Origin of the sequence: Egicoccus halophilus (genome assembly GCF_004300825.1) — a bacterium.
In the GTDB taxonomy this organism is placed as follows: domain Bacteria; phylum Actinomycetota; class Nitriliruptoria; order Nitriliruptorales; family Nitriliruptoraceae; genus Egicoccus; species Egicoccus halophilus.
On sequence record NZ_CP036250.1, the window covers coordinates 614,409 to 637,318 of the forward strand.

The window sequence follows — 22,910 nt, forward strand, 5'->3', positions numbered from 1 at the left end:
CCCCGAGGAGCACGCCCCCGTGCCGATCTCCGAGACCACGCGCGAGGAAGCGCGGCGCCTGGCCAAGCGCTATCCCGTCGCGCGTTCCGCACTGCTGCCGATGCTCCACCTCGTGCAGTCCGACGAGGGCTTCGTCAGCGAGGACGGCGTCGCCCTGTGCGCGCAGACGCTCGGCCTGACCAAGGCCGAGGTCGGTGCGGTCGCGACCTTCTACACCATGTTCAAGCGGGAGCCGGTGGGCAACTACCTGCTCAGCGTCTGCACGAACCCGACCTGCAAGATCGCCGGTGGCCAGGCCATCTACGAGTCCTACGTCGAGCGTTGCGGCGGTGCGCACGCCACCACCGAGGGTGAGGGCGTCAGTGTCGAGCACGCCGAGTGCCTCGGGATCTGCGACGCGGCGCCGGTCGTGCAGATCAACTACGAGATGTACGGCCCGGTGACCCACGACGAGGCCATGGGTCTGTTCGACCGCGCGAAGGCGGGTGACCCGCCGGCGTCGAACTGGTCCGACGAGGTCCCCGAGCACTTCCGCGGTGTCGAGCGGCAGCTGTCGGGCATCGACGACGGCGTCGACGAGTACCTGATCGAGGCCGCGCGGCTGCAGGCGATGGCGGACGTGCCGCCCGCCTACCGGACCGGCGAGACCGACCTGCCCGTCACCCACCCGGGCGGCGACCCGTTCGGTCACGGCGGCGAGGCGTTCCGCAACCAGGCCAGGCTCGGCGACACCGCCGAGCGCCCGGAGACCAAGGCGGGGGAGATGGACCCGGTCACCGCGTCCAAGATCGAGGACCTCGCCGAGCAGCAGACTGGCGCGGCCAGCGAGCTCGCCGAGCAGGTCCTGCGTCCCACGCCGGACACGCCCTCGGCCCAGGAGCAGCCCTCGGTCACGGCCGCGGACGGATCGGCCAAGCCCTCCGAGGCGCAGCGCGACCGCGCCCCGGCCGGCACCGAGCAGGACCCGAGCGACTCCATGGCGGGCGAGAAGGGCGCCGAGACGCCCACCGACCCGCCGACCGACCGCCAGCCGGACACCGATCCGGACGTCGCCGGCGGGGACGACCAGCCACTGGGTGGTCGGACCTACCAGGGCGAGCGGCGCACCGACGACACCGACGAGGAGGGCTGAGCATGGGGACCACCGGACCCTGCGTCGCCCTGAGCGAGCGCTACGCGATCGAGGGCGCCGACGGCATCGACGTCTACGAGCAGCACGGCGGCTACGTCGGGCTGCGCAAGGCGCTCGAGATGCAGCCGTCGGAGATCATCGACGTCGTCAAGGAGGCGGGCGTCCGCGGCCGCGGCGGCGCGGGCTTCCCGACCGGCATGAAGTGGTCGTTCGTGGCCCAGGACACCGGCAAGCCGGTCTACATCGTCTGCAACGCCGACGAGGGCGAGCCGGGCACCTTCAAGGACCGCGAGCTGATGGAGCGTGACCCCCACCAGTTGGTGGAGGGCATGGTCGTCGGCGGCCTCGCGCTCAACTCGGTGCAGGGCTACATCTACCTGCGCGGGGAGTTCGCCCACGCCGGTCGGCAGCTGACCCGGGCGATCCGCGAGGCGTACGCCAAGGGCTACCTCGGCGCCGACATCCTCGGCTCGGGCAAGCGGTTCGACCTGACCGTGCACCGCGGTGCGGGCGCCTACATCTGCGGCGAGGAGACGGCGCTGCTCGACTCGCTCGAGGGGCGTCGTGGTCAGCCGCGGTTGCGCCCGCCGTTCCCGGCCACGCACGGTCTCTACGGCTGCCCGACGACCGTCAACAACGTCGAGTCGATCTCCTCGGTGCCGTTCATCCTGCGCCACGGGGTGGACTGGTACCGCCAGTGGGGGACCGAGAAGTCGCCCGGCCCGAAGCTGATGTGCATCTCGGGCGAGCTCCAGCGGCCCGGCAACTACGAGTTCGCGCTCGGCACGCCGGTCAGCGAGATGATCGACGCCTGCGGCGGGATGCTCGAGGGTCGTGCGCTGAAGTTCTTCTGCCCGGGTGGTTCGTCCACCCCGCTGCTGCCGGCGTCCAAGGCCGACGTGGCCTACACCTACGAGGACATCATGGAGGCCGGGTCGATGCTGGGCACCGGCGCCCTGATGATCTACTCCGACCAGACGTGCGTCGTCGACACGGTGCTGCGCTTCACCGAGTTCTACGAGCACGAGTCCTGCGGCAAGTGCACCCCGTGCCGCGAGGGTGGCTACTGGCTCTCGCAGGTCCTGCGCCGCATCGAGACCGGCAACGGCCGCATGGAGGACCTCGACCTGCTGCAGGACATCTGCGACAACATCCTCGGTCGCAGCTTCTGCGCCCTCGGTGACGGCATGACCTCGTCGATCACCTCGGGGCTCGAGTACTTCCGTGACGAGTTCGAGGCCCACATCCGTGAGGCGCGCTGCCCGCTCGGCACCACCGAGCCGCGTCGCGACATCGCGGTGCTCGACACGCACGGTGGGGGTGGCTATGCCCCCGAGACCGGCGCCGCCGAGATTCCGGCGATGCCGGGCCGCAGCACTGCCGCCACGACCGGTGCGACGGACAAGACCGTCGCCGGACAGGCCTGACGTCCATGAGTGCTTCCGAGAACCAGGATCTGGTCACGCTGACCATCGACGGTCAGGAGGTGAGCGTCCCCAAGGGCACGCTCATCATCCGGGCCGCCGAGCAGCTGGGCACGATCGTGCCGCGCTTCTGCGACCACCCGTTGCTCGACCCCGTCGGCGCCTGCCGCCAGTGCGTGGTCGACGTCGAGGGACAGCGCAAGCCGGTGATGTCGTGCACCATGCCGGTCGCCCCGGACATGGTGGTCAGGACCCACCTCACGTCCGACATGGCGAAGAAGGCGCAGGAGGGCACGCTCGAGTTCCTGCTGATCAACCACCCGCTCGACTGCCCGATGTGCGACAAGGGCGGTGAGTGCCCGCTGCAGGACCAGGCGCTGGCCCACGGCGCGAACGTGTCGCGGTTCGTGGACCAGAAGCGCCGCTACCAGAAGCCGGTCGCGGTTAGCCAGCAGATCCTGCTCGACCGCGAGCGCTGCGTGCTGTGTGCCCGCTGCACCCGCTTCTCCGAGCAGGTCTCCGGCGACCCGTTCATCGAGCTGTTCGAGCGCGGTGCGCTGGAGCAGGTCGCGATCTACGAGGACGAGCCCTACGAGAGCTACTTCTCGGGCAACGTCATCCAGATCTGCCCGGTCGGTGCGCTGACCTCGGCGTCGTACCGCTTCAAGGCGCGTCCGTTCGACGTCGTCACCACGCCCAGCGTCTGCGACCACTGCTCGGCCGGCTGCACGCTCACCGTGCAGTCGCGTCGCGGGGAGATCCAGCGGCAGCTGGCCCGCACGAACATGGCCGTCAACGAGTCGTGGAACTGCGACAAGGGTCGCTTCGGCTTCACCCACCTCACCGGCGAGCTGCGCATCTCCGAGCCCCGGTTGCGGGTCCCCTCGACGGGCGGAGCCGGCGCCGCCGGCGAGCTCGAGACGGCGTCGTGGTCGGACGTGCTGCTGCGCGTCACCGGCGCGATCCAGGAGGCGCGCGACGCCGGCCCGGGACGCGTCGCCGTGGTGACCGGGTCGCGGCTGGCCGACGAGGACGCCTACGCGGTGTCCAAGTACGTCCGCACCGTCCTGCACACCGACGATCTCGACCACCGCACCCGCTTCGCCGGTCCGGGCGAGACCGAGGAGCTCACCGCGCTCGTCGGTGCCGACACCGCGCAGTACCGCGACGTCGAGGACGCGCCGGTGATCGTGGTGGCGGGGCTGGACCCCGAGGAGGAGGTCCCGATCCTCCACCTGCGCATCCGCAAGGCGTGGCGGGCCCACAAGGCGCGCATCGTCGTCGTCGGCCCGCACCTGGGCTCGCTCGGCGAGTTGGCGTGGCGGCGCGTCGCCACCGCTCCCGGCCAGGAGGCGGCGGCGATCGCCGGCCTGCTCGACGGGGACGACGACATCGCGACCGCGCTGCGCGCCGAGGGTGCGCCGGTGGTCCTCGTCGGCGAGCGGGCCGGTGCCGGCACGCTGACGGCGGGCGCCGCCCTGGCCGCCGCTGCCGGTGGCAAGGCCGGCTACGTCGCCCGCCGCGGCAACGCCCGCGGGGCGCTCGAGGCCGGACTGGCCGCGGGGATCCTGCCGGGTGGCCGGCGTCTGACCGACGCCGCCGACCGTGCCGAGCTCGAGGCGCACTGGGGCGTGTCCCTGCCCGCCGAGCCGGGCCGCGACCTGCACGCGATCCTGACCGACGCCGCGGCCGGCAAGATCGACGTCCTGCACCTGATCGGCGTCGACCTGGCCCGTGACTGCGCGTCACCGGAGCTGGCGCGCAGGGCCCTGGAGAAGGTCAAGCTGGTCGTCGCCCAGGACCTGGCCGCGACCGAGACCGTCACCCGCCACGCCGACGTCGTGCTGCCGGCCACCGGCACGCAGGAGCGCTTCGGCAGCACGACGAACTGGGAGGGCCGCACCCAGCGGTTCGCCAAGGTCGTCGACGGTCCCGAGCTCGCGCAGGAGGACTGGGAGATCATCGTCCAGCTCGCCGCGCTGCTCGGCGAGGACCTCGGCTTCAGCGACCTCGACCAGCTCCGCCACGAGATCGCCACGCTCGGCCTGCGCACCGAACCCCACGCCTTCCCGCCTGCGAGCGTGTTCGCGCCTGCCGGGGAGCAACGCGCGGGCGACGCGACCGACGACGCGGTCACCACCGCCGGCAGCTCGCCGGCCGGCGGGAACGGCGCGAGCGAACCGCGCGAGACGGGGGACCCGGCCGCGCTCGAACTCGTCGTGCGTCCGCTGCTGCTGGACCGCGGGACGATGCTGACGGGAGCCAGCGACCTGCTGGCGACGGCCCGCACCCCGGTGGTCGACCTCAACACCGCCGACGCCGAGCGCCTCGGCATCGTCGACGGTGCGCCGGTCGAGCTGTCCGGCAACGGCGCCACGCTGCGGTTGACCGCCCGGGTCGGCCACGACGTGGTCCCGGGCGCCGCGGTCGTGCCCGCCAACTCCACCGACGAACCGGCTGCGGTGCTGCTCGGCACCGACCGCGCCGGTCAGGTCACCGTGTCCGCACTCGAGCCCGCCGGGGACGTCGCATGATCGAGACCTCGCAGGACCTGCCCCTCTGGGCGCACCTGATCCGGGTGTTGGCGGTCTTCCTGTTCTTCCTGGCCGGAACCGGCCTGCTGACCTGGGGCGAGCGCCGCCTGCTGGGTCGCATGCAGGCCCGACTCGGTCCGAACCGCATCGGCCCGCTGGGCGTCGGCCAGTTCCTGATGGACGCCGTCAAGATGCTGTTCAAGGAGGACGTGACGCCGGGCATGGTGAACCGGCCGCTGTTCCGCCTGGCGCCACTGATCGGTGTCGTCGCGGCCATCACCTCGATGGCGGTGATCCCGATCAGTGGGCCGCTGGAGATCGGCGGCTACATCTTCCCGCTGCAGGTCGCCGACCTCGGGGTCGGGGTGCTCTGGGTGCTGGCGATCGGCTCGATCCACGTCTACGGCCTGTTCCTGGCCGGCTGGTCGTCGAACTCGCCGTACCCGCTCATCGGTGGCGTGCGCTCCAGCGCACAGATGATCAGCTACGAGATCGCCCAGGGTCTCGCGGTGGCCAGCGTGTTCATCTACGTGGGCTCGCTGCGGGTGAGCGACATCGTCAACGCGCAGGCCGGCGACGGGCTGTGGGCCGGCATGCCCGGCTGGTTCGTGGTCCCGCTGTTCCCGGCGTTCGTGGTCTTCCTCGTCGGCATGGTCGCCGAGGCCGGCCGCACCCCGTTCGACCTCGCCGAGGCCGAGGGGGAGCTCGTCGGCGGGTTCGTCACCGAGTACTCGGCCCTGCGGTTCGGCCTGTTCATGATCGCGGAGTTCATGGGCGCGATCACCCAGTCGGCGATCATGGTCACGCTGTTCTTCGGTGGCCCGAGCGGTCCGACGTTCGGGCTCGAGGGCACGGCGGCCGGTCTGCTCGGTTTCGTGTGGTTCGCGCTCAAGACGCTGTTCTTCGTGTTCTTCTTCATCCTGCTGCGTGGTGCGCTGCCGCGCTACCGCTACGACAAGCTGATGGAGCTGGGCTGGAAGATCCTGATCCCGATCGCCCTGGTGTGGACCATGGTCACGGCCGTGTTCGTGCTCCTCGCCGAGCAGGGCGGCCTGGCCACCGAGGCCCGTGTCGGCCTCGCCGTGGGTGCGGTCCTGATCCTCGCCCTGCTGCTGTTCGTCCGCCCCAAGGGCGACGACGACGCACCGTCGGATCCCGCGTCCACCGACCGGTCACGCGACATCGACACGCCCGCCCACACCGTGGCGCCGCCCGCGGACTCCACCACCACCGGGAGGAACGGCTGATGCCTGCCCCCCTCGTCACCCTGCTGTTCTTCGTCGTCATCGTCGCGCTGCTGGCGCTGTTCCTCACCCAGACGCACTGGGGGCGCGGATTCCTCGTGCCGCTCAAGGCGATGGTCCGCAAGGCGGAGACGGCGCAGTACCCCGAGCAGCCCCGTCCGGTCACGCCGCGCTTCCACGGGCGGCACCAGCTCAACCGATACGCGGACGGGCTGGAGAAGTGCATCGGCTGCGAGCTGTGCGCGTGGGCGTGTCCGGCGGATGCGATCTACGTCCAGGGCGCCGACAACACGCTCGAGGCCCGCTACTCGCCGGGTGAGCGCTTCGCCGACGACTATCAGATCAACTACAACCGCTGCATCCTGTGCGGCCTGTGCATCGAGGCGTGCCCGACCCGGGCGCTGACCATGACGCACGACTACGAGTTCTCGGCCGACACCCGCCGTGGGCTGATCTGGACCAAGGAGAACCTGCTGGTCCCGGTCGCGCCCGGCGGCGAGGACACCCCGCACACCGACCGCGAGGTGCGTCAACGGGGGCTCAACTACTACGGTGGTCTGGCGGTCACGCCGCCCAACCTCCATGGTGGGCGTTTCGAGCCGGCGGCCAACGCACCGTCCGCTCGGGCCGGACAGGTCATCCCGTCGGGTGAGCTGCCCTCGACCAGCGAGGACCCGGTCGACTCGGCCATCGTCAGCCGTGCCAACTCCACCGACCCGTCGCGCCGCGACGGGGCGTCCGCGCCCAGCCAGGGCAACACCGACCCATGGGGGGAGCGCTAGATGTCCCTGCTTGCCCAGGCCGCCGACGGGGCGGCCGTCGGAGGCAGCACGGCCGAGGTCGTGTTGTTCTGGATCTTCGCGGTGATCGCGCTCGGCGCGGCCATCGGCGTGGTGACCATGCGCAACATCGTGCACGGCGCGTTGATGCTGGTGGTGAACCTGCTGGCCGTGGCCGGGCTCTACCTCGGCCTGGAATCGCCGTTCCTGTCGATCATCCAGGTGCTGGTCTACGCCGGCGCGATCATGGTCCTGTTCCTGTTCGTCATCATGCTGCTCGGCGTCGACCGCGACGACCTGCTGCTGGCGACCGACGTCCGTGCTCGGGTGTTGGCCGGTGCGGGCGGGGCGTTGTTGGCCGGCGCACTGCTGTTCGGCTTCGTCGGTCCCTACACCGGGGACGCATCGGTGTGTCCGCACGGTGAGGCGGTGGCCGCGCCGGCGACCGGCGACGGCGTGAGCTGCGTCGGACTGGCCCAGGCCAAGGACGCCGACGACGACGCCGGGGTGGCGCTGCTCGGCCGGCGCCTGTTCACCCGCTACACGTTGCCGTTCGAGCTCTCGGCGCTGTTGCTCACGGTCGCCACGATCGGCGCCGTGGTGATGGCGCGCCGCAAGGACCTGGCCCCCGACGACATCGAGGACCACGTCTTCTCCGACGCCGAGGTCCTCGCCCGCGGTGACCACCTCGGTGAGGAGGGTGCCGACGTCGGCGCTGCCGACCTGCGCGGCGAGCAGGCCGCCTTCGGGGAGCCGGACGCCTCCAGCACCCCACCCCTGCGCGACGAACGGGAGGGCTGAGTCGTGGAGATCGGTTACTACTTCGCCCTGTCGGCGCTGCTGTTCTGCGTCGGGCTCGTGGGTGTGCTCATCCGGCGCAACGCCATCGTGCTGTTCATGTGCATCGAGCTGATGCTCAACGCCATCAACCTGACCCTGGCCGCCGCCGCCCGCATGTGGGGCGGCCCGGACGGGCAGGTCTTCGTCTTCTTCGTCATCGTCGTCGCCGCGGCGGAGGTGGTGGTCGGCCTCGCGCTGATCGTCAACCTCTTCTTCCGCCGCGGGACGGTCGACGTCGACGTCCCCCAGCTGTTGAGGTACTGACGTGACGCTCCTGCTCGCAGCTGAGGGCCACGGCGAGGCGGTCAACGAGGTCGTGCAGGCCACCACCGGTCTGCTCGGACTCTCGTGGCTGATCCCGGTCGTGCCGCTGCTCGGCTTCGTCCTCGTCCTGGCCCTGACCAAGACCCTGCGCGAGCGCGCCGCCTTCGTGGCGATCGCCGCCGCCGCCGTGAGCTTCCTGCTCTCGGTCGGCGTGGCCGCGCAGATGCTCGGTGACCCGGCGACCTACGTACGGCCCATCGGCACCTTCATCGAGGTCGGCGGCTTCGAGGTCGCCTGGGACCTCTACATCGACCAGCTCACCACGGTGATGCTGCTCGTGGTCACGGGCGTCGGCCTGCTGGTCCACATCTACTCGCTGGGCTACATGCACGGTGACGTCCGCTTCGCGCGGTTCTTCGCCTACCTGAACCTGTTCCTGTTCTCGATGCTGGTGCTGGTGCTCGGCGCCAACCTGGTGACGTTGTTCGTCGGGTGGGAGCTGGTCGGTCTGTCCAGCTACCTGCTGATCGGGTTCTGGTTCGAGAAGGCCGAGTACGCCTCGGCGGCCAAGAAGGCGTTCATCACCAACCGCGTCGGTGACGTCTCGTTCATGATCGGCATGTTCCTCGCGTTCAGCGTCTTCGGCACGCTCGACTTCCTCGGCATCATCGAGAACGCCGAGACGCTGGCGAGCGGCACGGCGCTGGCGCTGGTGCTGCTGTTCCTCGGTGGTGCGGCGGCGAAGTCGGCGCAGATCCCGCTGTACGTGTGGCTGCCCGACGCCATGGCCGGTCCGACCCCGGTGTCGGCCCTGATCCACGCGGCGACGATGGTCACCGCCGGCGTATACCTGACGGTGCGGCTCTCGCCCGTCCTGGTGCAGTCGGTGACGGGCATGGAGGTCATCGCCTGGATCGGCGTGGCCACGGTCCTGCTCGGGGCGCTGATCGCGCTGCGGCAGGACGACATCAAGAAGATCCTGGCCTACTCGACCGTGTCGCAGCTCGGCTACATGTTCGTCGGCGTCGGCGTCGGCGCGTTCCGCGAGGGCATCTTCCACCTCGTCACGCACGCGTTCTTCAAGGGCCTGCTGTTCCTGGCGGCCGGGTCGGTCATGCACGCCATGGCCAACCGCACCGACGCCTGGGGGATGGGTGGCCTGCGCAAGGTGATGCCGATCACCTTCTGGACCTCCGCGATCGGCTGGCTGGCGATCTCGGGCGTGCCACCGCTGTCGGGCTTCTTCTCCAAGGACCAGATCCTGACCGAGGCCTACATGCACGGCTACTTCGGGATCTGGCTGCTGGGCCTGCTCGGTGCGGTGCTGACGGCGTTCTACATGTCGCGCTGGTTCTTCCTGATCTTCCTGGGCAAGCCGCGCTTCGGCCACGACGTCCACCCGCACGAGTCGCCCGCGTCGATGACGGCGCCGCTGATCGTGCTGGCGGTGCTCTCGGTCGCCGGTTCGCTGCTCAACCCGGTCCATCACGGCCCGCTGTACAACTTCCTGGCACCGGTCGTCGGAGACGTCTCGGCCATCGGCTACGAGGCGGCCGGCCCGATCCCGGAGCTCGGCCTGATCGGTGCGGCGGTGGTCGCTGGGGCCATCGGCATCGGCCTGGCGTTCCTGGTGTACGTCAAGGGCGACCTGTCGCGCGGTCGCATGCTCGAGCCGATCCGCGGCACGGCCGCGGAGGTCCTCGAGCGCAAGTTCTACGTCGACGAGGTCTACTCGCTGGTGTTCGTACGCATCGGGGGTCGGATCGCCGACGCGATGGTGTGGTTCGACACGCGGATCGTCGACGGTGTCGTCAACGGCGCAGGTGCCGGCTCGCTCGCCCTCGGGCGGGTCACGCGGCGCGCGCAGACGGGGCTCGTCCGGGGCTACGCCGCCAGCTTCTTGCTGGGGGCGCTGGTCCTGGTCGGCTTCCTCGTGTTCTCGGTGAGGTAGGCGATGGAACTCGGATCGATCACCCTGACCCTGGCGCTGCCGCTCTTCGGCGCGCTGGTCCTCGCCTTCGTCGCGGACGACCCGCGCGTGGTGCGCATCGTGGGGCTCGTCGCCTCCGCTGCCGCCTTCGTCGCGTCGCTGTTGATCCTCGTCGACTTCGACCTCGCCAACCCGGCGCTGCAGCTCGAGGAGCGCGTGAACTGGATCCCGGCGATCGGGGCGGACTTCGCCCTGGCCGTCGACGGGGTCAGTCTCGCGCTCATCCTGCTGACCACGTTCCTGGTGCCGCTGATCCTGATCGCGTCCTTCGACAGCGTGAAGGTCAACCTCAAGGGGTACGTGGCGGCGTTCCTCGCGCTCGAGACGGCCGTGCTGGGCGTCTTCGCGGCGACCGACCTGCTGCTGTTCGCGGTGTTCTTCGAGTTCACCCTGATCCCGATGTACTTCATCATCGGCATCTGGGGTGGCGCCAAGCGCAAGTACGCCGCGGTCAAGTTCTTCCTGTACACCACGCTGGGCGGTCTGCTCATGCTGGTGGCGATCCTGTACCTGTACGCCCAGGCCGGCAGCTTCGACTACCAGGCGATCCGCGCCGTCGAGTTGACGGCCAACGAGCAGTACTGGCTCTTCGCCGCGTTCCTGCTCGCCTTCGCCATCAAGGTGCCGATCTTCCCGGTCCACACCTGGCTGCCCGACGCCCACACCGAGGCGCCGACCGGAGGCTCGGTGTTCCTGGCCGGCGTCCTGCTCAAGATGGGCACCTTCGGGCTGCTGCGCTACGCGCTGCCGCTGTTCCCCCAGGCCACGATCGACTGGGCCCCGGCGCTGCTGGTGGTCTCGGTGGTCGGCATCCTCTACGGCTCGGTCGTGGCGCTGATGCAGAAGGACATCAAGCGGTTGATCGCCTACTCGTCGGTGGCCCACATGGGCTTCGTGGTGCTGGGCACGTTCGCCCTCAACGCCACGGCGACCACGGCCTCGGTCGTGCAGATGGTCAACCACGGTCTGTCCACCGGCGCGCTGTTCCTGCTGATCGGCTTCCTCTACGAACGGCGTCACACCCGGCAGATCGCCGCGTTCGGCGGTCTGGCCAAGCGGGTGCCGATCATGGCCGGACTGTGGTTGCTCGTGTCGATGTCGTCGCTGGCCCTGCCGGGTCTCAACGGCTTCGTCGGGGAGTTCCCGATCCTGCTCGGCACGTTCCAGACGGCACGGTGGGCCGGTGTGCTCGCCGCGTTCGGTGCCGTCCTCGCCGCCCTCTACCTGCTCTGGGCCTACCAGCGGATGTTCCACGGTCCGCTCGTGGGTGCCGACAACGAGCACACCACCGACCTCAAGCCCCGGGAGATCGGCGTCCTGGCTCCGCTCGTCGTGCTGATCGTCGGCATCGGCGTGTACCCGCAGCCGCTGTTCGACCTCGTCGAGCCCGCGGTCGACCGCGTGCTGACCGAGGTCGGCGTCGCCGACGCGCCGGCGGTCGAGCCGGCCGCCGCAGTCTCCGAGGAGTAGGAGCGTGCCCGTGTTCCTCGCCCAGTCCACCATTGCCGACGGGCCGCAGATCGCCTGGTCGAGCTTCGCACCGGAGCTGGCGGTCGTCTGCGCCTCGCTGGTGCTCCTGCTGCTCGCCGTGGCCGGATCCCGTCGTCTGCTCGTCGGCATCGTCGCCGGCGTGCCCGCCATCGCCGCCGGTGTGTGGCTCGTCACCGAGGGCTTCGTGGTCCCCGGTGCCGTGACCATCGCGTTGGGGGCGGCCGCGCCGGCCCTGGTCGTCGCCTTCCCGGGCCGGCCCTCGCTCACCCAGTCGTGGGGTGCCGGACTGTCGCTGCTCGCGGCGCTGGTGCTCACCTTCTGGCAGTACGCCGAGGTCTTGGCGCCCGAGGGCGGGCTCATCGCGCCCCAGTCCGCGATGCAGGGCGCCCTGGCCAACGACGGCATCGGGTTCTTCACCCGCATCACCGTCTACCTGTCGGCCCTGTTGGTGATCCCGATCGGCTACGGCTACCTGCGCGACCGCCGGATCGGTCGCGCCGAGGTCGAGCCGCTGCTGCTGCTCAGTGTCGCCGGCATGGCGTTCCTCGGGACGGCCAACGACCTCATCACGCTGTTCATCAGCCTCGAGGTCCTGTCGATGGCGCTCTACATCCTCACCGGCCTGGCCCGGCGCGACCGCCGTTCGCAGGAGTCGTCGCTGAAGTACTTCATCCTCGGCTCGGTCGCCTCGGCGATCCTGCTGTACGGGATGGCGCTGCTGTACGTGGCCACCGGCTCGCTCGACCTGCCCACCATCGGGGCGGGCCTGGGCCTGGTCACCACCCCGTCGGTCGTCGGCGCCCTCGGGCTCGCGCTGGTGACGGTCGGCATCGGCTTCAAGGTCGCGCTCGCCCCGTTCCACCTGTGGACGCCCGACGTCTACCAGGGCGCGCCCACCAACGTCACCGCGTTCATGGCCGCCGCCGTCAAGGCCGCCGGGTTCGCCGCACTGCTGCGGCTGTACCTGGTCGCGTTCCCGGCGCTCGAGCAGCTGTGGATCCCGGTGCTGAGCGTGCTGGCCGCGATCTCGATGCTCTACGGCGCCTGGGTCGCGATCGTCCAGCGCGACGTCAAGCGCATGCTGGCCTTCTCGTCGATCACCCATGCCGGCTACGCCACGATCGGGGTGGTGAGCAACTCCGACGCCGGCCTGTCGGCGACCCTGTGGTACCTGCTGACCTACGCGGTCGCGACGCTGGGCGCCTTCGGGTGCGTGCTCGCCATCGAGCGGGTGCGTCGCGGTGAGGTGACCCTGGTCGACCTGCGGGGGTTGGGCAAGACCTCGCCACTGCTGGCGGGGATCTTCACCCTGTGCCTGCTGTCGTTGGCCGGGGTGCCGGCCACGGCCGGGTTCATCGGCAAGCTGGTGGTGTTCCAGGCCGGTGTCGCCGCCGGGCACACCTGGCTGGTCGTCATCGGCGTGCTGAGCTCGGTGATCGCCGCGTTCTTCTACCTGCGCCTGGCCGGCATGATGTTCCTGGAGGACGTCGAGGAGGGGCGCGCCATCCCGCTGGTCACGACCGGGCTCTCCGCCGGCGTGTACGCATCGGCCGTCCTGGTCCTGTTCCTCGGGATCTGGCCGCAGCTGCTGCTGCAGCTGTCCGAGTACGCCGCGGCTGTGGTTCGGTGACGGCCTCCACCCGCCCGGGCGACCCGCCGCGCGCCGCGCGGCTGACGATCCCTGCCCCGGTCCTCGACGAGCTCGAGGCCCACGGGCTGCCCGTGGCCGACGTCCTCGACGGGGTGGAGCAGCGCCTGCACGAGCAGGTGACGTCGAACCACGCCTTCGTCGACGAGGTGGCCCGCTACCTGATCAGTGCGGGCGGCAAACGCTTCCGGCCGCTGATGGTCGCGCTGACCGGTCACCTCGGGCCCAACCCGCCCGTCGCCGGCGTCGCCGAGGACGCGACCCGGCGGGCGTTGGTCGACGCCGGGGTGATCGTGGAGCTGGTGCACCTTGCCACGCTCTACCACGACGACGTGATCGACGAGGCACCGGCCCGGCGCGGCACGCCGTCGGCCAACTCGCGGTGGGACAACACGGTCGCGATCCTGACCGGGGACTACCTGTTCGCCCGGGCGTCGGACCTGTCGGCCGATCTCGGCGTCGACGTGACCCGGATCATGGCGCGCACGCTGGCCCGTCTGTGCGAGGGACAGATCCGCGAGGTGCAGACCTCCCTGGGCGCGCTGCCCGACGTCCCGCAGATCGAGCCGACGTTGGCGCACTACCTCGAGGTGATCTCCGGCAAGACGGCGTCGCTGATCGAGACCTCCTGCCGGTACGGCGCGCTGTTGTCGGGCTCGTCCGCCGACGAGGTCGAGGCCGCGGCCCGCTACGGCTGGAACGTCGGGATGGCGTTCCAGCTCTCCGACGACATCCTCGACGTGGCCTCGGAGCACGAGGCGTCGGGCAAGACGCCGGGCACCGACCTGCGCGAGGGCGTGCGCACGTTGCCGGTCCTCTACGCGCTCGCCGACGACCCCGACGGCGAGCTCGCGTCCCTGCTCGACGGCGAGCTCGGCGACGCCGAGGTGGCCCGGGCGCTCGAGCTGCTGCGCTCGGGCGATGCGCTGGCCCGATCGCGCGCGTCGGCGGCCGGGTACGTCAACGACGCGGTCGGGGAGCTCGCCGGATTCGGGGAGCGCCCGGTGGTGACGGCGCTGACCCGGCTCGCCGAGTACTCCCTCGACCGGGTCGGCTGACGGCTCGCGAGCCATGACGACACCCGACACCGATCTCGCGGCCCTGCTCGGCCCGGGGTGGTCCGAGGCGCTCGCGCCGGTGCACGGGCGCATCCGGGCGATGGGGGACTTCCTGCGTGCCGAGCAGGCGGCGGGACGCGGCTTCCTGCCGCGCGGGTCGCAGGTCTTCGCCGCCTTCGCGCAGCCGTTCGACGCCGTCCGGGTGCTGGTGGTCGGTCAGGACCCGTATCCGACCCCGGGTCATCCGATCGGGCTCGCCTTCTCGGTCGCGCCCGACGTGCGGCCGCTGCCGGCGTCGCTGCGCAACGTCTACGCCGAGTACCGCGCCGACCTCGGCCATCCCGAGCCGGCCACCGGGGACCTGACCCCGTGGGTGGGACAGGGGGTGCTGCTGCTCAACCGGTGCCTGACCGTGGCACCCGGCGCGCCCGCCTCGCACCGAGGCAAGGGGTGGGAGCAGGTGACCGAGGCGGTGATCGACGCGCTGGTCGGCCGCGGAGGCCCGTTGGTCGCGATCCTGTGGGGCCGCGACGCCCGCTCGCTGGTGTCACGACTCGGTGCCGTGCCGCGGATCGAGTCGGCGCACCCGAGCCCGCTGTCGGCACGCAGCGGCTTCTTCGGCTCCCGGCCCTTCAGCCGCGCCAACGCGCTGCTCGCCGACCAGGGCGCCGAACGGGTCGACTGGCGGCTGCCGTGAGCCGCCGCCCGTGAGCGCTCGACTGCGGGCCTACGCCCCGGCCGACCTGCCGGCGCTGCGCCACGTCTGCGTCGCCACCGGCGCGGCCGGACGGGATGCGACCGGCACGCTGCCCGACGTCGGCATCCTCCCCGACGTCTACGCCGAGCCGTACGTGGTCCTCGAGCCCTCGCTCGCCACCGTCGTCGAGGACGCCGCCGGACAGGTGGTGGGCTACGTGCTCGGCACGGCCGACACCGAGCGCTTCGTCGCGGCGTGGCGCGCACGCTGGCTGCCGGTCGCCGCCTCACGCCACCCCGCCCCCGACGCCGTCGACCACGCCGACCAGGCCCGCCTGGTGCGCACCCTGCACACGCCCGAGTCGATGCGCACCCGGTGGGTCGCCACCCACCCCGCCCACCTGCACGTCAACCTGCTGCCGTCGGCCCGCGGTCGCGGGCTCGGCCGCGCGCTGCTCGACCGCTTCACCGCCGCGGTGGCGGCCCGCGGCGCCGGCGGGGTGCATCTCGGGGTCGCGGCCGACAATCCGGCGGCGCAGGCCTTCTACGCCGCGCTCGGCTACCAGTGTCTGGGTGAGGATCCGGGCGTGGTCTGGTTCGGTCGCCGCCTGGCGTGACCCGTTCGTTGGGTCGGTGTCCGCCCGGTTGCTAGCATCGCCGCCCGCGGTGTTCGTCCCGGTCGTCCGCATGGTGGGTGTGGCCCGACCGGCCGGCGCGCGGATGGGAGCCGTCACCGGCCCTCGGAAGGCACCGCCGGGAGGCGGGAAGGTGAACGGGAGCAGCACCGACAGGTAGTGGCGGATCGGCCGGAACGCCGGGGGATACCCTCGACAGGAGGACCGGGTGAGCTTCACCGAGCAGTACGGCGCCTTCGCGATCCTCGTGATCGTCGGCTGCGCGCTGTACGCGATCATCATGCTCGGAAGCCGATTGGTGCGTCCGACCGTTCCCTCACCGCTGAAGCTGACGACCTACGAGTGCGGTGTCGAGGCGGTCGGGACCGGCTGGTCCCAGATGAACATCCGCTACTACGTCTTCGCGTTCCTGTTCGTCATCTTCGACGTCGAGGCGATCTTCCTGTTCCCGTGGGCGCTGGTCATCGGTGACCTCGACGGGACCACGACTCCCTCGGCGTTGTTCGCCCTCGTCGCGATGTTCCTGTTCATCGCCACGCTGCTCGAGGGCCTGATGTACGCCTGGAAGAAGGGGGTACTGCAATGGGACTGATCGACCAGGTCGAGCTCCCCAAGCCCGTCAAGTACGTCTTCAACTGGGGCCGCAAGTACTCGCTGTGGTGCTTCAACTTCGGTCTCGCGTGCTGCGCGATCGAGTTCATCGCGGCCTCGGGCTCCCGGCACGACTTCATCCGCCTCGGCGTGATCCCGTTCGCCCACGCGCCCCGTCAGGCCGACCTGCTGGTCGTGTCGGGAACGCTGACCGACAAGATGGCCCCGGCGCTGCGCCGGCTCTACGAACAGATGCCCGAGCCGAAGTACGTGGTCTCGTTCGGTAGCTGCTCCAACTGCGGCGGCCCGTACTGGGACAGCTACTCGGTCACCAAGGGCGTCGACCAGATCCTGCCCGTCGACGTGTACGTCCCGGGATGTCCTCCCCGTCCGGAAGCCCTGCTGGACGGCATCGTGGCACTGCAGGACCGCATCCAGGGCGAGAGCGTCAAGGACCGCATGGCCCAGCGTCGACGTGACCCCATCGTGATCCGCTCCGAGGGGCCCGACGTGGCACCCGAGCTCCAGACCGCGGAGGGCTGAGGTCACCGTGACGGACGTCCTGGCACGCAGGGATCGGGCGCTCAGCCCGGAGGAGACCGCCGAGCTGGTCCGGGTGCGGGCCGGTGACGCGGCCGTGGTCGGCTCCACCGTCGAGTACGGCACCTTCACGCTGTACGTCGCCAACGAGCACTTCGCCGAGGTGGCCCGCGTCTGCCGGGACGAGCGGGTCCTCGCCTACGACTTCTTCGACTGCCTGTTCGGGATCGACGCGCGTGACGAGGGCTTCGACATCGTCGCGATCCTGTACTCGACCTCGACCGGCAACCGGGTGGCGTTGCGCACCCGGTGCCCCGGCGGACGCGAGACGCCGACCTGTCCCTCGCTGACCGCGGTCTACCGCGGGGCGAACTGGCACGAACGTGAGGCCTGGGACATGTTCGGCATCGAGTTCCCGGACCATCCGGGGCTCGAGCCGCGCATCTTCACCATCGAGACCTTCGAGGGCTGGCCGCTGCGCAAGGACTTCCCGCTCGCGTCGCGGGTGGCCAAGCCCTGGCCGGGGGTGAAGGAGCCGGCCGAGCTCGACGAGGACGGCAACGTCATCGAGCGCCAGCCGCAGCTCGGCGACGCGCCCGGTCCCTACGAGCTCGACAAGGCGATGGCCGAACAGGCCAAGCTCGCCAACCCACAACCGGTGTCCGATCCCGCCACCCGCGAGGGCGAGGAGGTCGAGGACGCGCTCGGCGGTGCGGCCGAGCTCGCGCCCGACAGTGGTGCGGTGCTCGCGGGCGACGCCGAGCACTCCCAGGAGCAGCACGAGGACGTCAAGTCCGAGGCCCGGGTGCGGGCCGAGGCCAAGCGCAAGTCCGCCGCCGAGGCCCGAGCCCGCAAGGCGGCCGAGCGTGCGGCCGCCGCCACGGGGACCGAGGCGGCCGAGGCCGCCGGTGGTGCGGTCGCGCCCGGGGAGGACCAGTTCCCGGAGTCGGCGACGGCCGAGGCGAACGCCGACGCGCCACCGGTGAGCGCCGGGCAGCCGGAGGCCACCAGCTGGGGCAACGAGGCCGACGCCCACGGCACCGAGGGTCCGGTGCCCGGCTCGCGCGGGCAGGACGAGCCGAGCGCGCCGGGTGACGAGGCCGTCGCCGGCGAGCCGGCCGGTCGCAACGGCGAGCCGACCCGGGCGGGTGAGACCTCCGGCGCACCGGCCACGTCGGCCGACAGCCCGGCCACGCCGGTCGCGCCCGGCGCGACGTTCCCCGGCGAGGACGCCGACGCCGATCCCGCCGATCCCGCCGACGCCGACGCGCCGTACCAGGGCGCGGGAGCCAGCGAGGACCTCGCCGAGCGCGAGGGCGAGGAGGCCGCGGGGACCGGCGGCGCCGTCGCGGACGCGCTCGGCGGGACCGAGGAGCACGCCGACGCCCCGGGTTCGTCGGACGCGGTCGGCGACGACCGCGGCGACCGGGACGGCACCGACGACGGGGAGGAGCGCGCATGAGCGTCAGTGACCTCAGCGCCAAGCAGACCATCCACCCGGCGAGCGCCCCGGGGGAGAGCCTCAACCTCGAGATCGTCGGGGACGGCGCGTTCACGACCGCCGACATGACGCTGTCGGTGGGACCGGCGCACCCGGCCACGCACGGGGTGCTGCGGGTCGTGCTCGAGATGGACGGCGAGCGCGTGAAGTCCGCGCACCCGGTGATCGGGTACATGCACCGCGGGTTCGAGAAGCTCGCCGAGCACCGCGACTTCCGTCAGAACGCCGCGCTGGTCAACCGGCACGACTGGTTGTCGGGCATGTCCAACGAGATCGGACTGATGCTCACCGTCGAGCGCATGCTCGAGATGGAGGTGCCCGAGCGGGCGCAGTGGATCCGCATGCTGATGGCGGAGTACAACCGGATCCTCAACCACCTGCTGTTCGTCGGCTCCTACGGCCTCGAGCTCGGCGCCATCACGCCGATGTTCTACGCCACCCGCGAACGCGAGCGCATCCAGTACCTGCTCGAGTCGGCGACCGGCGGCCGGCTGCACTACACCTACAACCAGCCGGGCGGGGTGAAGATCGATCTGCCCAAGGGGTTCCTGCACCAGTCGGTCGAGTTGGTCGCCGACGTCAGGAAGCGTCTGCGCGACTTCGACGACCTGCTGTTGGGCAACGAGATCTTCCAGGCCAGGACCAAGGGGGTCGGGCCGCTGTCGACCGACGTGGCGCTGTCCTACGGCGTGTCGGGGCCGACCCTGCAGGCGACCGGTATCCCCGAGGACGTGCGGGTCTCGGAGCCCTATCTCAAGTACGACGAGGTCGAGGTCCCGGTGCCGGTCGGGGAGAACGGCGACAGCTGGGACCGCTTCTACTGCCTGCTCGGCCGGATGAAGGCCTCCTGCCACATCATCGAGCAGATCCACGACCACCTGCCTCCGGGGCCGGTCAACGTGAAGCTGCCCAAGATGGTCAAGGCCCCCGAGGGCGCCACCTACGCCCGCGTGGAGAACCCACTCGGATCGCTGGGCTACTGGTTGGAGTCCGACGGCGGTCGCACACCGTGGCGGCTGAAGATGCGCACCGCGTCGTTCTCCAACGTGCAGGTGCTGCCGTACCTGCTCGAGGGGGTGCTCGTGCCCGACGCCATCAGCGTCCTGGGCTCGGTCTTCTTCGTCGTGGGAGACGTCGACCGATGAGCGCACGGCCAGCAGGCGGGGTCGCCGGAGGGATCGACCGATGATCGAGGCGTTCACCGTCGTCTCGCGTGGCTTCGTCGCGCAGACGCCCGGCCTGCTCGACACCGACACGTTCCTGCTCTCGGTGGCCCTCAAGGTCGCGCTCGTGCTCGGCCTGTTCTTCGTCGTGCCGCTCGCGGTCGGCTACATGGAGCACAAGGCGATGGCCCGCCTGCAGCACCGGCGCGGACCGATGTTCGCCGGTCCGGCCGGCTCGCTGCAGCTCGTCGCCGACGGCATCAAGTTCCTCCAGAAGGAGGACGTGATCCCGCGGGCGGCGGACAAGCACGTCTTCGCGCTCGCTCCCGGCCTCGCGCTCGTGCCCGCCATCCTGATCTTCTTCGTGCTGCCGCTCGCGCCGGGCGTGTGGGCCGCCGACCTCGAGCTCGGGCTGTTCTACGCGCTGGCGATCACGTCGATCTCCGTGCTCGGCGTGATGATGGGCGGTTGGGCGAGCGCCAACAAGTTCTCGCTCTACGGCGGGTTGCGCGCCGCGGCGCAGCTGATCGCCTACGAGCTGCCGCTGATCCTGGCGGCGATCGCGGTCGCCGTGCAGGCCGGCAGCCTGTCGCTGGTGGGCATCGTCGAGTCGCAGGCGAACTTCCTGCTGCCGGGCACGAACATCAACGTGTGGTTCGTCTTCCCGCAGCTGCTCGGCTTCGGCATCTTCTTCCTCGCGGCCCTGGCCGAGCTGTCGCGGCCGCCGTTCGACATGCCGATCGCCGACTCCGAGCTCGTGTTCGGCTACATGACCGAGTACACGGGCATCAAGTTCGCGATGTACCTGCTCACCGAGTACGCCGGCATGGTGTCGATGTCGGCGTTGATGGTGGTGCTCTACCTCGGGGGCTGGCAGCTGCTGCCGGGGGTGCCGCTGCCCGGCTGCGAGGGCGCCGGCGGCCTGTTCGACTGCGGCGTGCTCGGCACGCTGCTCGGGCTGGGTGTCACGCTCGGCAAGATCGTGCTGCTGACCTTCGTGATGGTGTGGGCCCGGGTGGCCTACCCGCGGTTGCGCGAGGACCAGCTGCAGCGCATGTCCTGGCTGGTGCTCGTGCCCCTGTCGCTGCTCAACCTCGCGATCGTCGCGGTCGCCAAGGTGGTGTTCTGATGGCAACGACCTCCGTACCGGGTGTCGGGCTGCTCAAGGGGCTCGGCGTCACGCTCAAGCACCTGTTCAAGACCCCCGCGACGCAGCTGTACCCGGACGTGCGGCCCGACCTGCCGCCACGCGCCCGGGGCGTCATCGCCCTGATGGAGGAGAACTGCACCGTCTGCATGCTCTGCAGCCGGGAGTGCCCCGACTGGTGCATCTACATCGACTCGCACAAGGAGACGGTGCCCCCCGCCAAGGAGGGGGGCCGGGCGCGCACCCGCAACGTGCTCGACCGGTTCGCCATCGACTTCGCGCTGTGCATGTACTGCGGCATCTGCGTCGAGGTGTGTCCCTTCGACGCGCTGTTCTGGTCCCCGGAGTTCGAGTACGCCGAGTACCAGATGCCGGGGCTGCTGCACGAGAAGACCAAGCTGCGGGAGTGGATGGACACCGTCCCGCCGCCGCCGGCGCTCGACGCCGGTGCCGAGGTCCCGGCCGAGGTCGCCGACGCGATCGCCAAGGCCGAGCGCGAGCTCGAGCAGGCCCAGCAGGCGGCCCAGCAGGCGGCACAGCAGGCCGAGCAGGCGGCGTCGGCCGCGGCGAGCCCGTCCGCGGGCGTCGCCAAGGCCGATGAACCGAAGGTCGAGGCCGGCGAGATCGACCAGGAGACCTACGACCAGCTGATCGCCGAGGGCAAGTCCGAGCGCATCGCGCGGTCCAAGGCCAAGGCGGCCTACGTCAAGAAGCAGAAGGCCAAGCTCCGCGAGCAGCAGGCGGCCGCCGGGGACGATGGCGGCGCGGCCGGGTCCCAGCCGGCGCCCAAGCCGGCGGAGGTGCACGTCGAGGCCGGCCAGATCGACCAGGAGACCTACGACCAGCTCATCGCCGAGGGCAAGCCGGAGCGGATGGCGCGGGCCAAGGCCAAGGCCGCCTGGGTGAAGAAGGAGAAGGCCCGGCTGCGCGCGGAGCAGGAAGACCGCGCCCAGCAGGCGGCGGCCGGCGGCGACGCCGCTCAGGTGGACACACCGGCCGCCGAGCCCGCTGATCGCACCGGTGAACCCGTCGGCGGCGCAGGTCCGGCGACCGACGCTGCCGCTCCCACCGACGCGCAGGGCGAAGCGGCTGCCACCACGCCTCGCAAGAAGCTCGGTGACGTCCACGTCGAGGGTGCCGGGGAGATCGACCAGGAGACCTACGACCGCCTGATCGCCGAGGGCAAGTCCGACCGCATCGCGCGGGCGAAGGCGAAGGCCGCATGGGTGAAGAAGCGCAAGCAGGAGCAGCTCGACGCGGGAGACGAGGCATGAACGGCGGCCCGGAGGGAACACCGTGACGGGATACGACGTCGTCTTCGCCCTCGTGGGGCTGGTGACCGCGGGCGCGGCGATCCTGACGGTCACCTCGAAGAACCTGGTCCACGCGGCCCTGCACCTGGCGGTCACCCTGGCCGGCATCGCCGGGGTGTTCCTGGTCCTGCACGCCGACTTCCTGGCGCTGGTCCAGCTCATCGTCTACGTCGGGGCCGTGACGGTCCTGTTCCTGTTCGGTCTGATGCTCACGCGGGCGCCGATCGGTCGGGAGGCGCTCGACAGCCAGAACCGCGGGCTGGGTCTGGCGGTGGCGGGGGGTCTGTTCGTGACGCTGGCGGCCCTGATCGTGCAGGCCTACGCCGGCCACCCCAGCGTGCTGCCCCAGCGGATCCCCACCGAGGCGATCGGCATGGTGATCTTCTCGCAGTGGGTGCTGCCGTTCGAGGTGCTCTCGATGCTGCTGCTCGCCGCGCTGATCGGGGCGATCGTGCTCGCCCGACGCGAGGCCGGTGACTCCGGCGACACCGTCGACCAGACGCGCATCGAGTTCGGCGACGCCCCGTCGACCGAGCAGGGCCGCGCCGCGACCGAGCCGGTCGAGCTCGGCGCCGGCGAGTCCGGGAGCGAGTCCCGATGAGCCCCATCGGCCCGCTGCTGCTGGCGACGCTGCTGTTCTGCGTCGGCGTCTACGGGATCATCGCCCGCCGCAACGCCGTGCTCGTGCTGATGAGCGTCGAGCTGATGCTCAACGCGGTGAACATCAACCTCGTCGCGTTCCAGAACCTGCTGTGGCCGGAAACGGCGTTCGTGAGCGGGCAGCTGTTCGCGTTGTTCATCATCGCGGTCGCGGCGGCCGAGGTCGGCGTCGGGCTGGCCATCCTGTTCAACCTGTTCCGCAACCGTGCGTCGGTCAACGTCGACGACGTCGACCTGATGCGCTGGTAGGGGGCACACTC

The 22,910-nt window shown here is 70.9% G+C and carries 21 protein-coding genes; all 21 read left to right on the forward strand.

Annotated features, from left to right (window positions below):
- The first annotated feature begins 19 nt into the window (after window positions 1-19).
- The 21 genes from ELR47_RS02855 to nuoK (ELR47_RS02955) all read left to right on the forward strand — a co-directional run bounded on the left by ELR47_RS02855 (window position 20) and on the right by nuoK (ELR47_RS02955) (window position 22,899).
- A complete protein-coding gene (locus tag ELR47_RS02855; protein ID WP_130648512.1) occupies window positions 20-1,132 on the forward strand; it encodes an NAD(P)H-dependent oxidoreductase subunit E in 1,113 nt (370 codons plus the stop codon).
- 2 nt (window positions 1,133-1,134) lie between these two features.
- Window positions 1,135-2,559, forward strand: a complete 1,425-nt coding sequence (gene nuoF / locus ELR47_RS02860) for an NADH-quinone oxidoreductase subunit NuoF (protein ID WP_165403808.1) — start codon at window positions 1,135-1,137, stop codon at window positions 2,557-2,559.
- A 5-nt stretch (window positions 2,560-2,564) separates the two neighbouring features.
- The gene (locus ELR47_RS02865) at window positions 2,565-5,090 is read left to right on the forward strand and encodes an NADH-quinone oxidoreductase subunit G (protein ID WP_130648513.1); all 2,526 of its coding nucleotides are present in this window, start codon (window positions 2,565-2,567) and stop codon (window positions 5,088-5,090) included.
- Complete coding sequence (locus ELR47_RS02870) at window positions 5,087-6,337, forward strand: complex I subunit 1/NuoH family protein (protein ID WP_130648514.1); 1,251 nt, start codon at window positions 5,087-5,089, stop codon at window positions 6,335-6,337. The genes ELR47_RS02865 and ELR47_RS02870 overlap by 4 nt, the downstream gene beginning before the upstream one ends.
- Window positions 6,337-7,116 (forward strand): NADH-quinone oxidoreductase subunit NuoI, encoded by a 780-nt coding sequence (gene nuoI, locus ELR47_RS02875; RefSeq protein ID WP_130648515.1) that lies wholly within the window; start codon window positions 6,337-6,339, stop codon window positions 7,114-7,116. Before ELR47_RS02870 ends, nuoI begins: the two co-directional genes overlap by 1 nt.
- Entirely contained in the window at window positions 7,117-7,914 is a 798-nt protein-coding gene (locus ELR47_RS02880) for an NADH-quinone oxidoreductase subunit J (RefSeq protein WP_130648516.1), read from the forward strand.
- A 3-nt stretch (window positions 7,915-7,917) separates the two neighbouring features.
- Window positions 7,918-8,217: an NADH-quinone oxidoreductase subunit NuoK gene (gene nuoK, locus ELR47_RS02885; protein ID WP_130648517.1), complete on the forward strand. Its 300-nt coding sequence runs from the start codon at window positions 7,918-7,920 to the stop codon at window positions 8,215-8,217.
- A gap of 1 nt (window position 8,218) precedes the next feature.
- Window positions 8,219-10,168 (forward strand): NADH-quinone oxidoreductase subunit L, encoded by a 1,950-nt coding sequence (nuoL, locus tag ELR47_RS02890; protein WP_130648518.1) that lies wholly within the window; start codon window positions 8,219-8,221, stop codon window positions 10,166-10,168.
- A 3-nt stretch (window positions 10,169-10,171) separates the two neighbouring features.
- Window positions 10,172-11,677 carry an NADH-quinone oxidoreductase subunit M gene (locus ELR47_RS02895; RefSeq protein ID WP_130648519.1) on the forward strand — a complete coding sequence of 502 codons (1,506 nt, stop codon included), beginning with the start codon at window positions 10,172-10,174 and terminating at the stop codon, window positions 11,675-11,677.
- Window positions 11,678-11,681: 4 nt separating this feature from the next.
- Window positions 11,682-13,328, forward strand: a complete 1,647-nt coding sequence (locus ELR47_RS02900) for an NADH-quinone oxidoreductase subunit N (protein ID WP_130648520.1) — start codon at window positions 11,682-11,684, stop codon at window positions 13,326-13,328.
- Between the two features lie 41 nt (window positions 13,329-13,369).
- Window positions 13,370-14,404: a polyprenyl synthetase family protein gene (locus ELR47_RS02905; RefSeq protein WP_440588484.1), complete on the forward strand. Its 1,035-nt coding sequence runs from the start codon at window positions 13,370-13,372 to the stop codon at window positions 14,402-14,404.
- Window positions 14,405-14,417: 13 nt separating this feature from the next.
- Window positions 14,418-15,101 carry a uracil-DNA glycosylase gene (locus ELR47_RS02910; protein WP_130648522.1) on the forward strand — a complete coding sequence of 228 codons (684 nt, stop codon included), beginning with the start codon at window positions 14,418-14,420 and terminating at the stop codon, window positions 15,099-15,101.
- 10 nt (window positions 15,102-15,111) lie between these two features.
- A complete protein-coding gene (locus ELR47_RS02915; protein WP_205745413.1) occupies window positions 15,112-15,717 on the forward strand; it encodes a GNAT family N-acetyltransferase in 606 nt (201 codons plus the stop codon).
- Window positions 15,718-15,943: 226 nt separating this feature from the next.
- The gene (locus tag ELR47_RS02920; protein WP_229730552.1) at window positions 15,944-16,327 is read left to right on the forward strand and encodes an NADH-quinone oxidoreductase subunit A; all 384 of its coding nucleotides are present in this window, start codon (window positions 15,944-15,946) and stop codon (window positions 16,325-16,327) included.
- Window positions 16,318-16,869, forward strand: coding sequence for an NADH-quinone oxidoreductase subunit B (locus tag ELR47_RS02925; protein ID WP_130648523.1), 552 nt, complete (start codon window positions 16,318-16,320; stop codon window positions 16,867-16,869). The genes ELR47_RS02920 and ELR47_RS02925 overlap by 10 nt, the downstream gene beginning before the upstream one ends.
- Window positions 16,870-16,876: 7 nt before the next feature.
- Window positions 16,877-18,328, forward strand: coding sequence for an NADH-quinone oxidoreductase subunit C (locus ELR47_RS02930; protein WP_130648524.1), 1,452 nt, complete (start codon window positions 16,877-16,879; stop codon window positions 18,326-18,328).
- Window positions 18,325-19,512: an NADH-quinone oxidoreductase subunit D gene (locus ELR47_RS02935; protein WP_130648525.1), complete on the forward strand. Its 1,188-nt coding sequence runs from the start codon at window positions 18,325-18,327 to the stop codon at window positions 19,510-19,512. Before ELR47_RS02930 ends, ELR47_RS02935 begins: the two co-directional genes overlap by 4 nt.
- A 40-nt stretch (window positions 19,513-19,552) precedes the next feature.
- The gene (gene nuoH / locus ELR47_RS02940; protein ID WP_130648526.1) at window positions 19,553-20,659 is read left to right on the forward strand and encodes an NADH-quinone oxidoreductase subunit NuoH; all 1,107 of its coding nucleotides are present in this window, start codon (window positions 19,553-19,555) and stop codon (window positions 20,657-20,659) included.
- On the forward strand, window positions 20,659-21,951 hold the full coding sequence (locus ELR47_RS02945; protein ID WP_130648527.1) for a NuoI/complex I 23 kDa subunit family protein: 1,293 nt from the start codon (window positions 20,659-20,661) through the stop codon (window positions 21,949-21,951). Before nuoH ends, ELR47_RS02945 begins: the two co-directional genes overlap by 1 nt.
- 22 nt (window positions 21,952-21,973) lie before the next feature.
- On the forward strand, window positions 21,974-22,591 hold the full coding sequence (locus ELR47_RS02950) for an NADH-quinone oxidoreductase subunit J family protein (RefSeq protein WP_130648528.1): 618 nt from the start codon (window positions 21,974-21,976) through the stop codon (window positions 22,589-22,591).
- On the forward strand, window positions 22,588-22,899 hold the full coding sequence (nuoK, locus tag ELR47_RS02955) for an NADH-quinone oxidoreductase subunit NuoK (protein ID WP_130648529.1): 312 nt from the start codon (window positions 22,588-22,590) through the stop codon (window positions 22,897-22,899). The genes ELR47_RS02950 and nuoK (ELR47_RS02955) overlap by 4 nt, the downstream gene beginning before the upstream one ends.
- The last annotated feature ends 11 nt before the right edge of the window (window positions 22,900-22,910 follow it).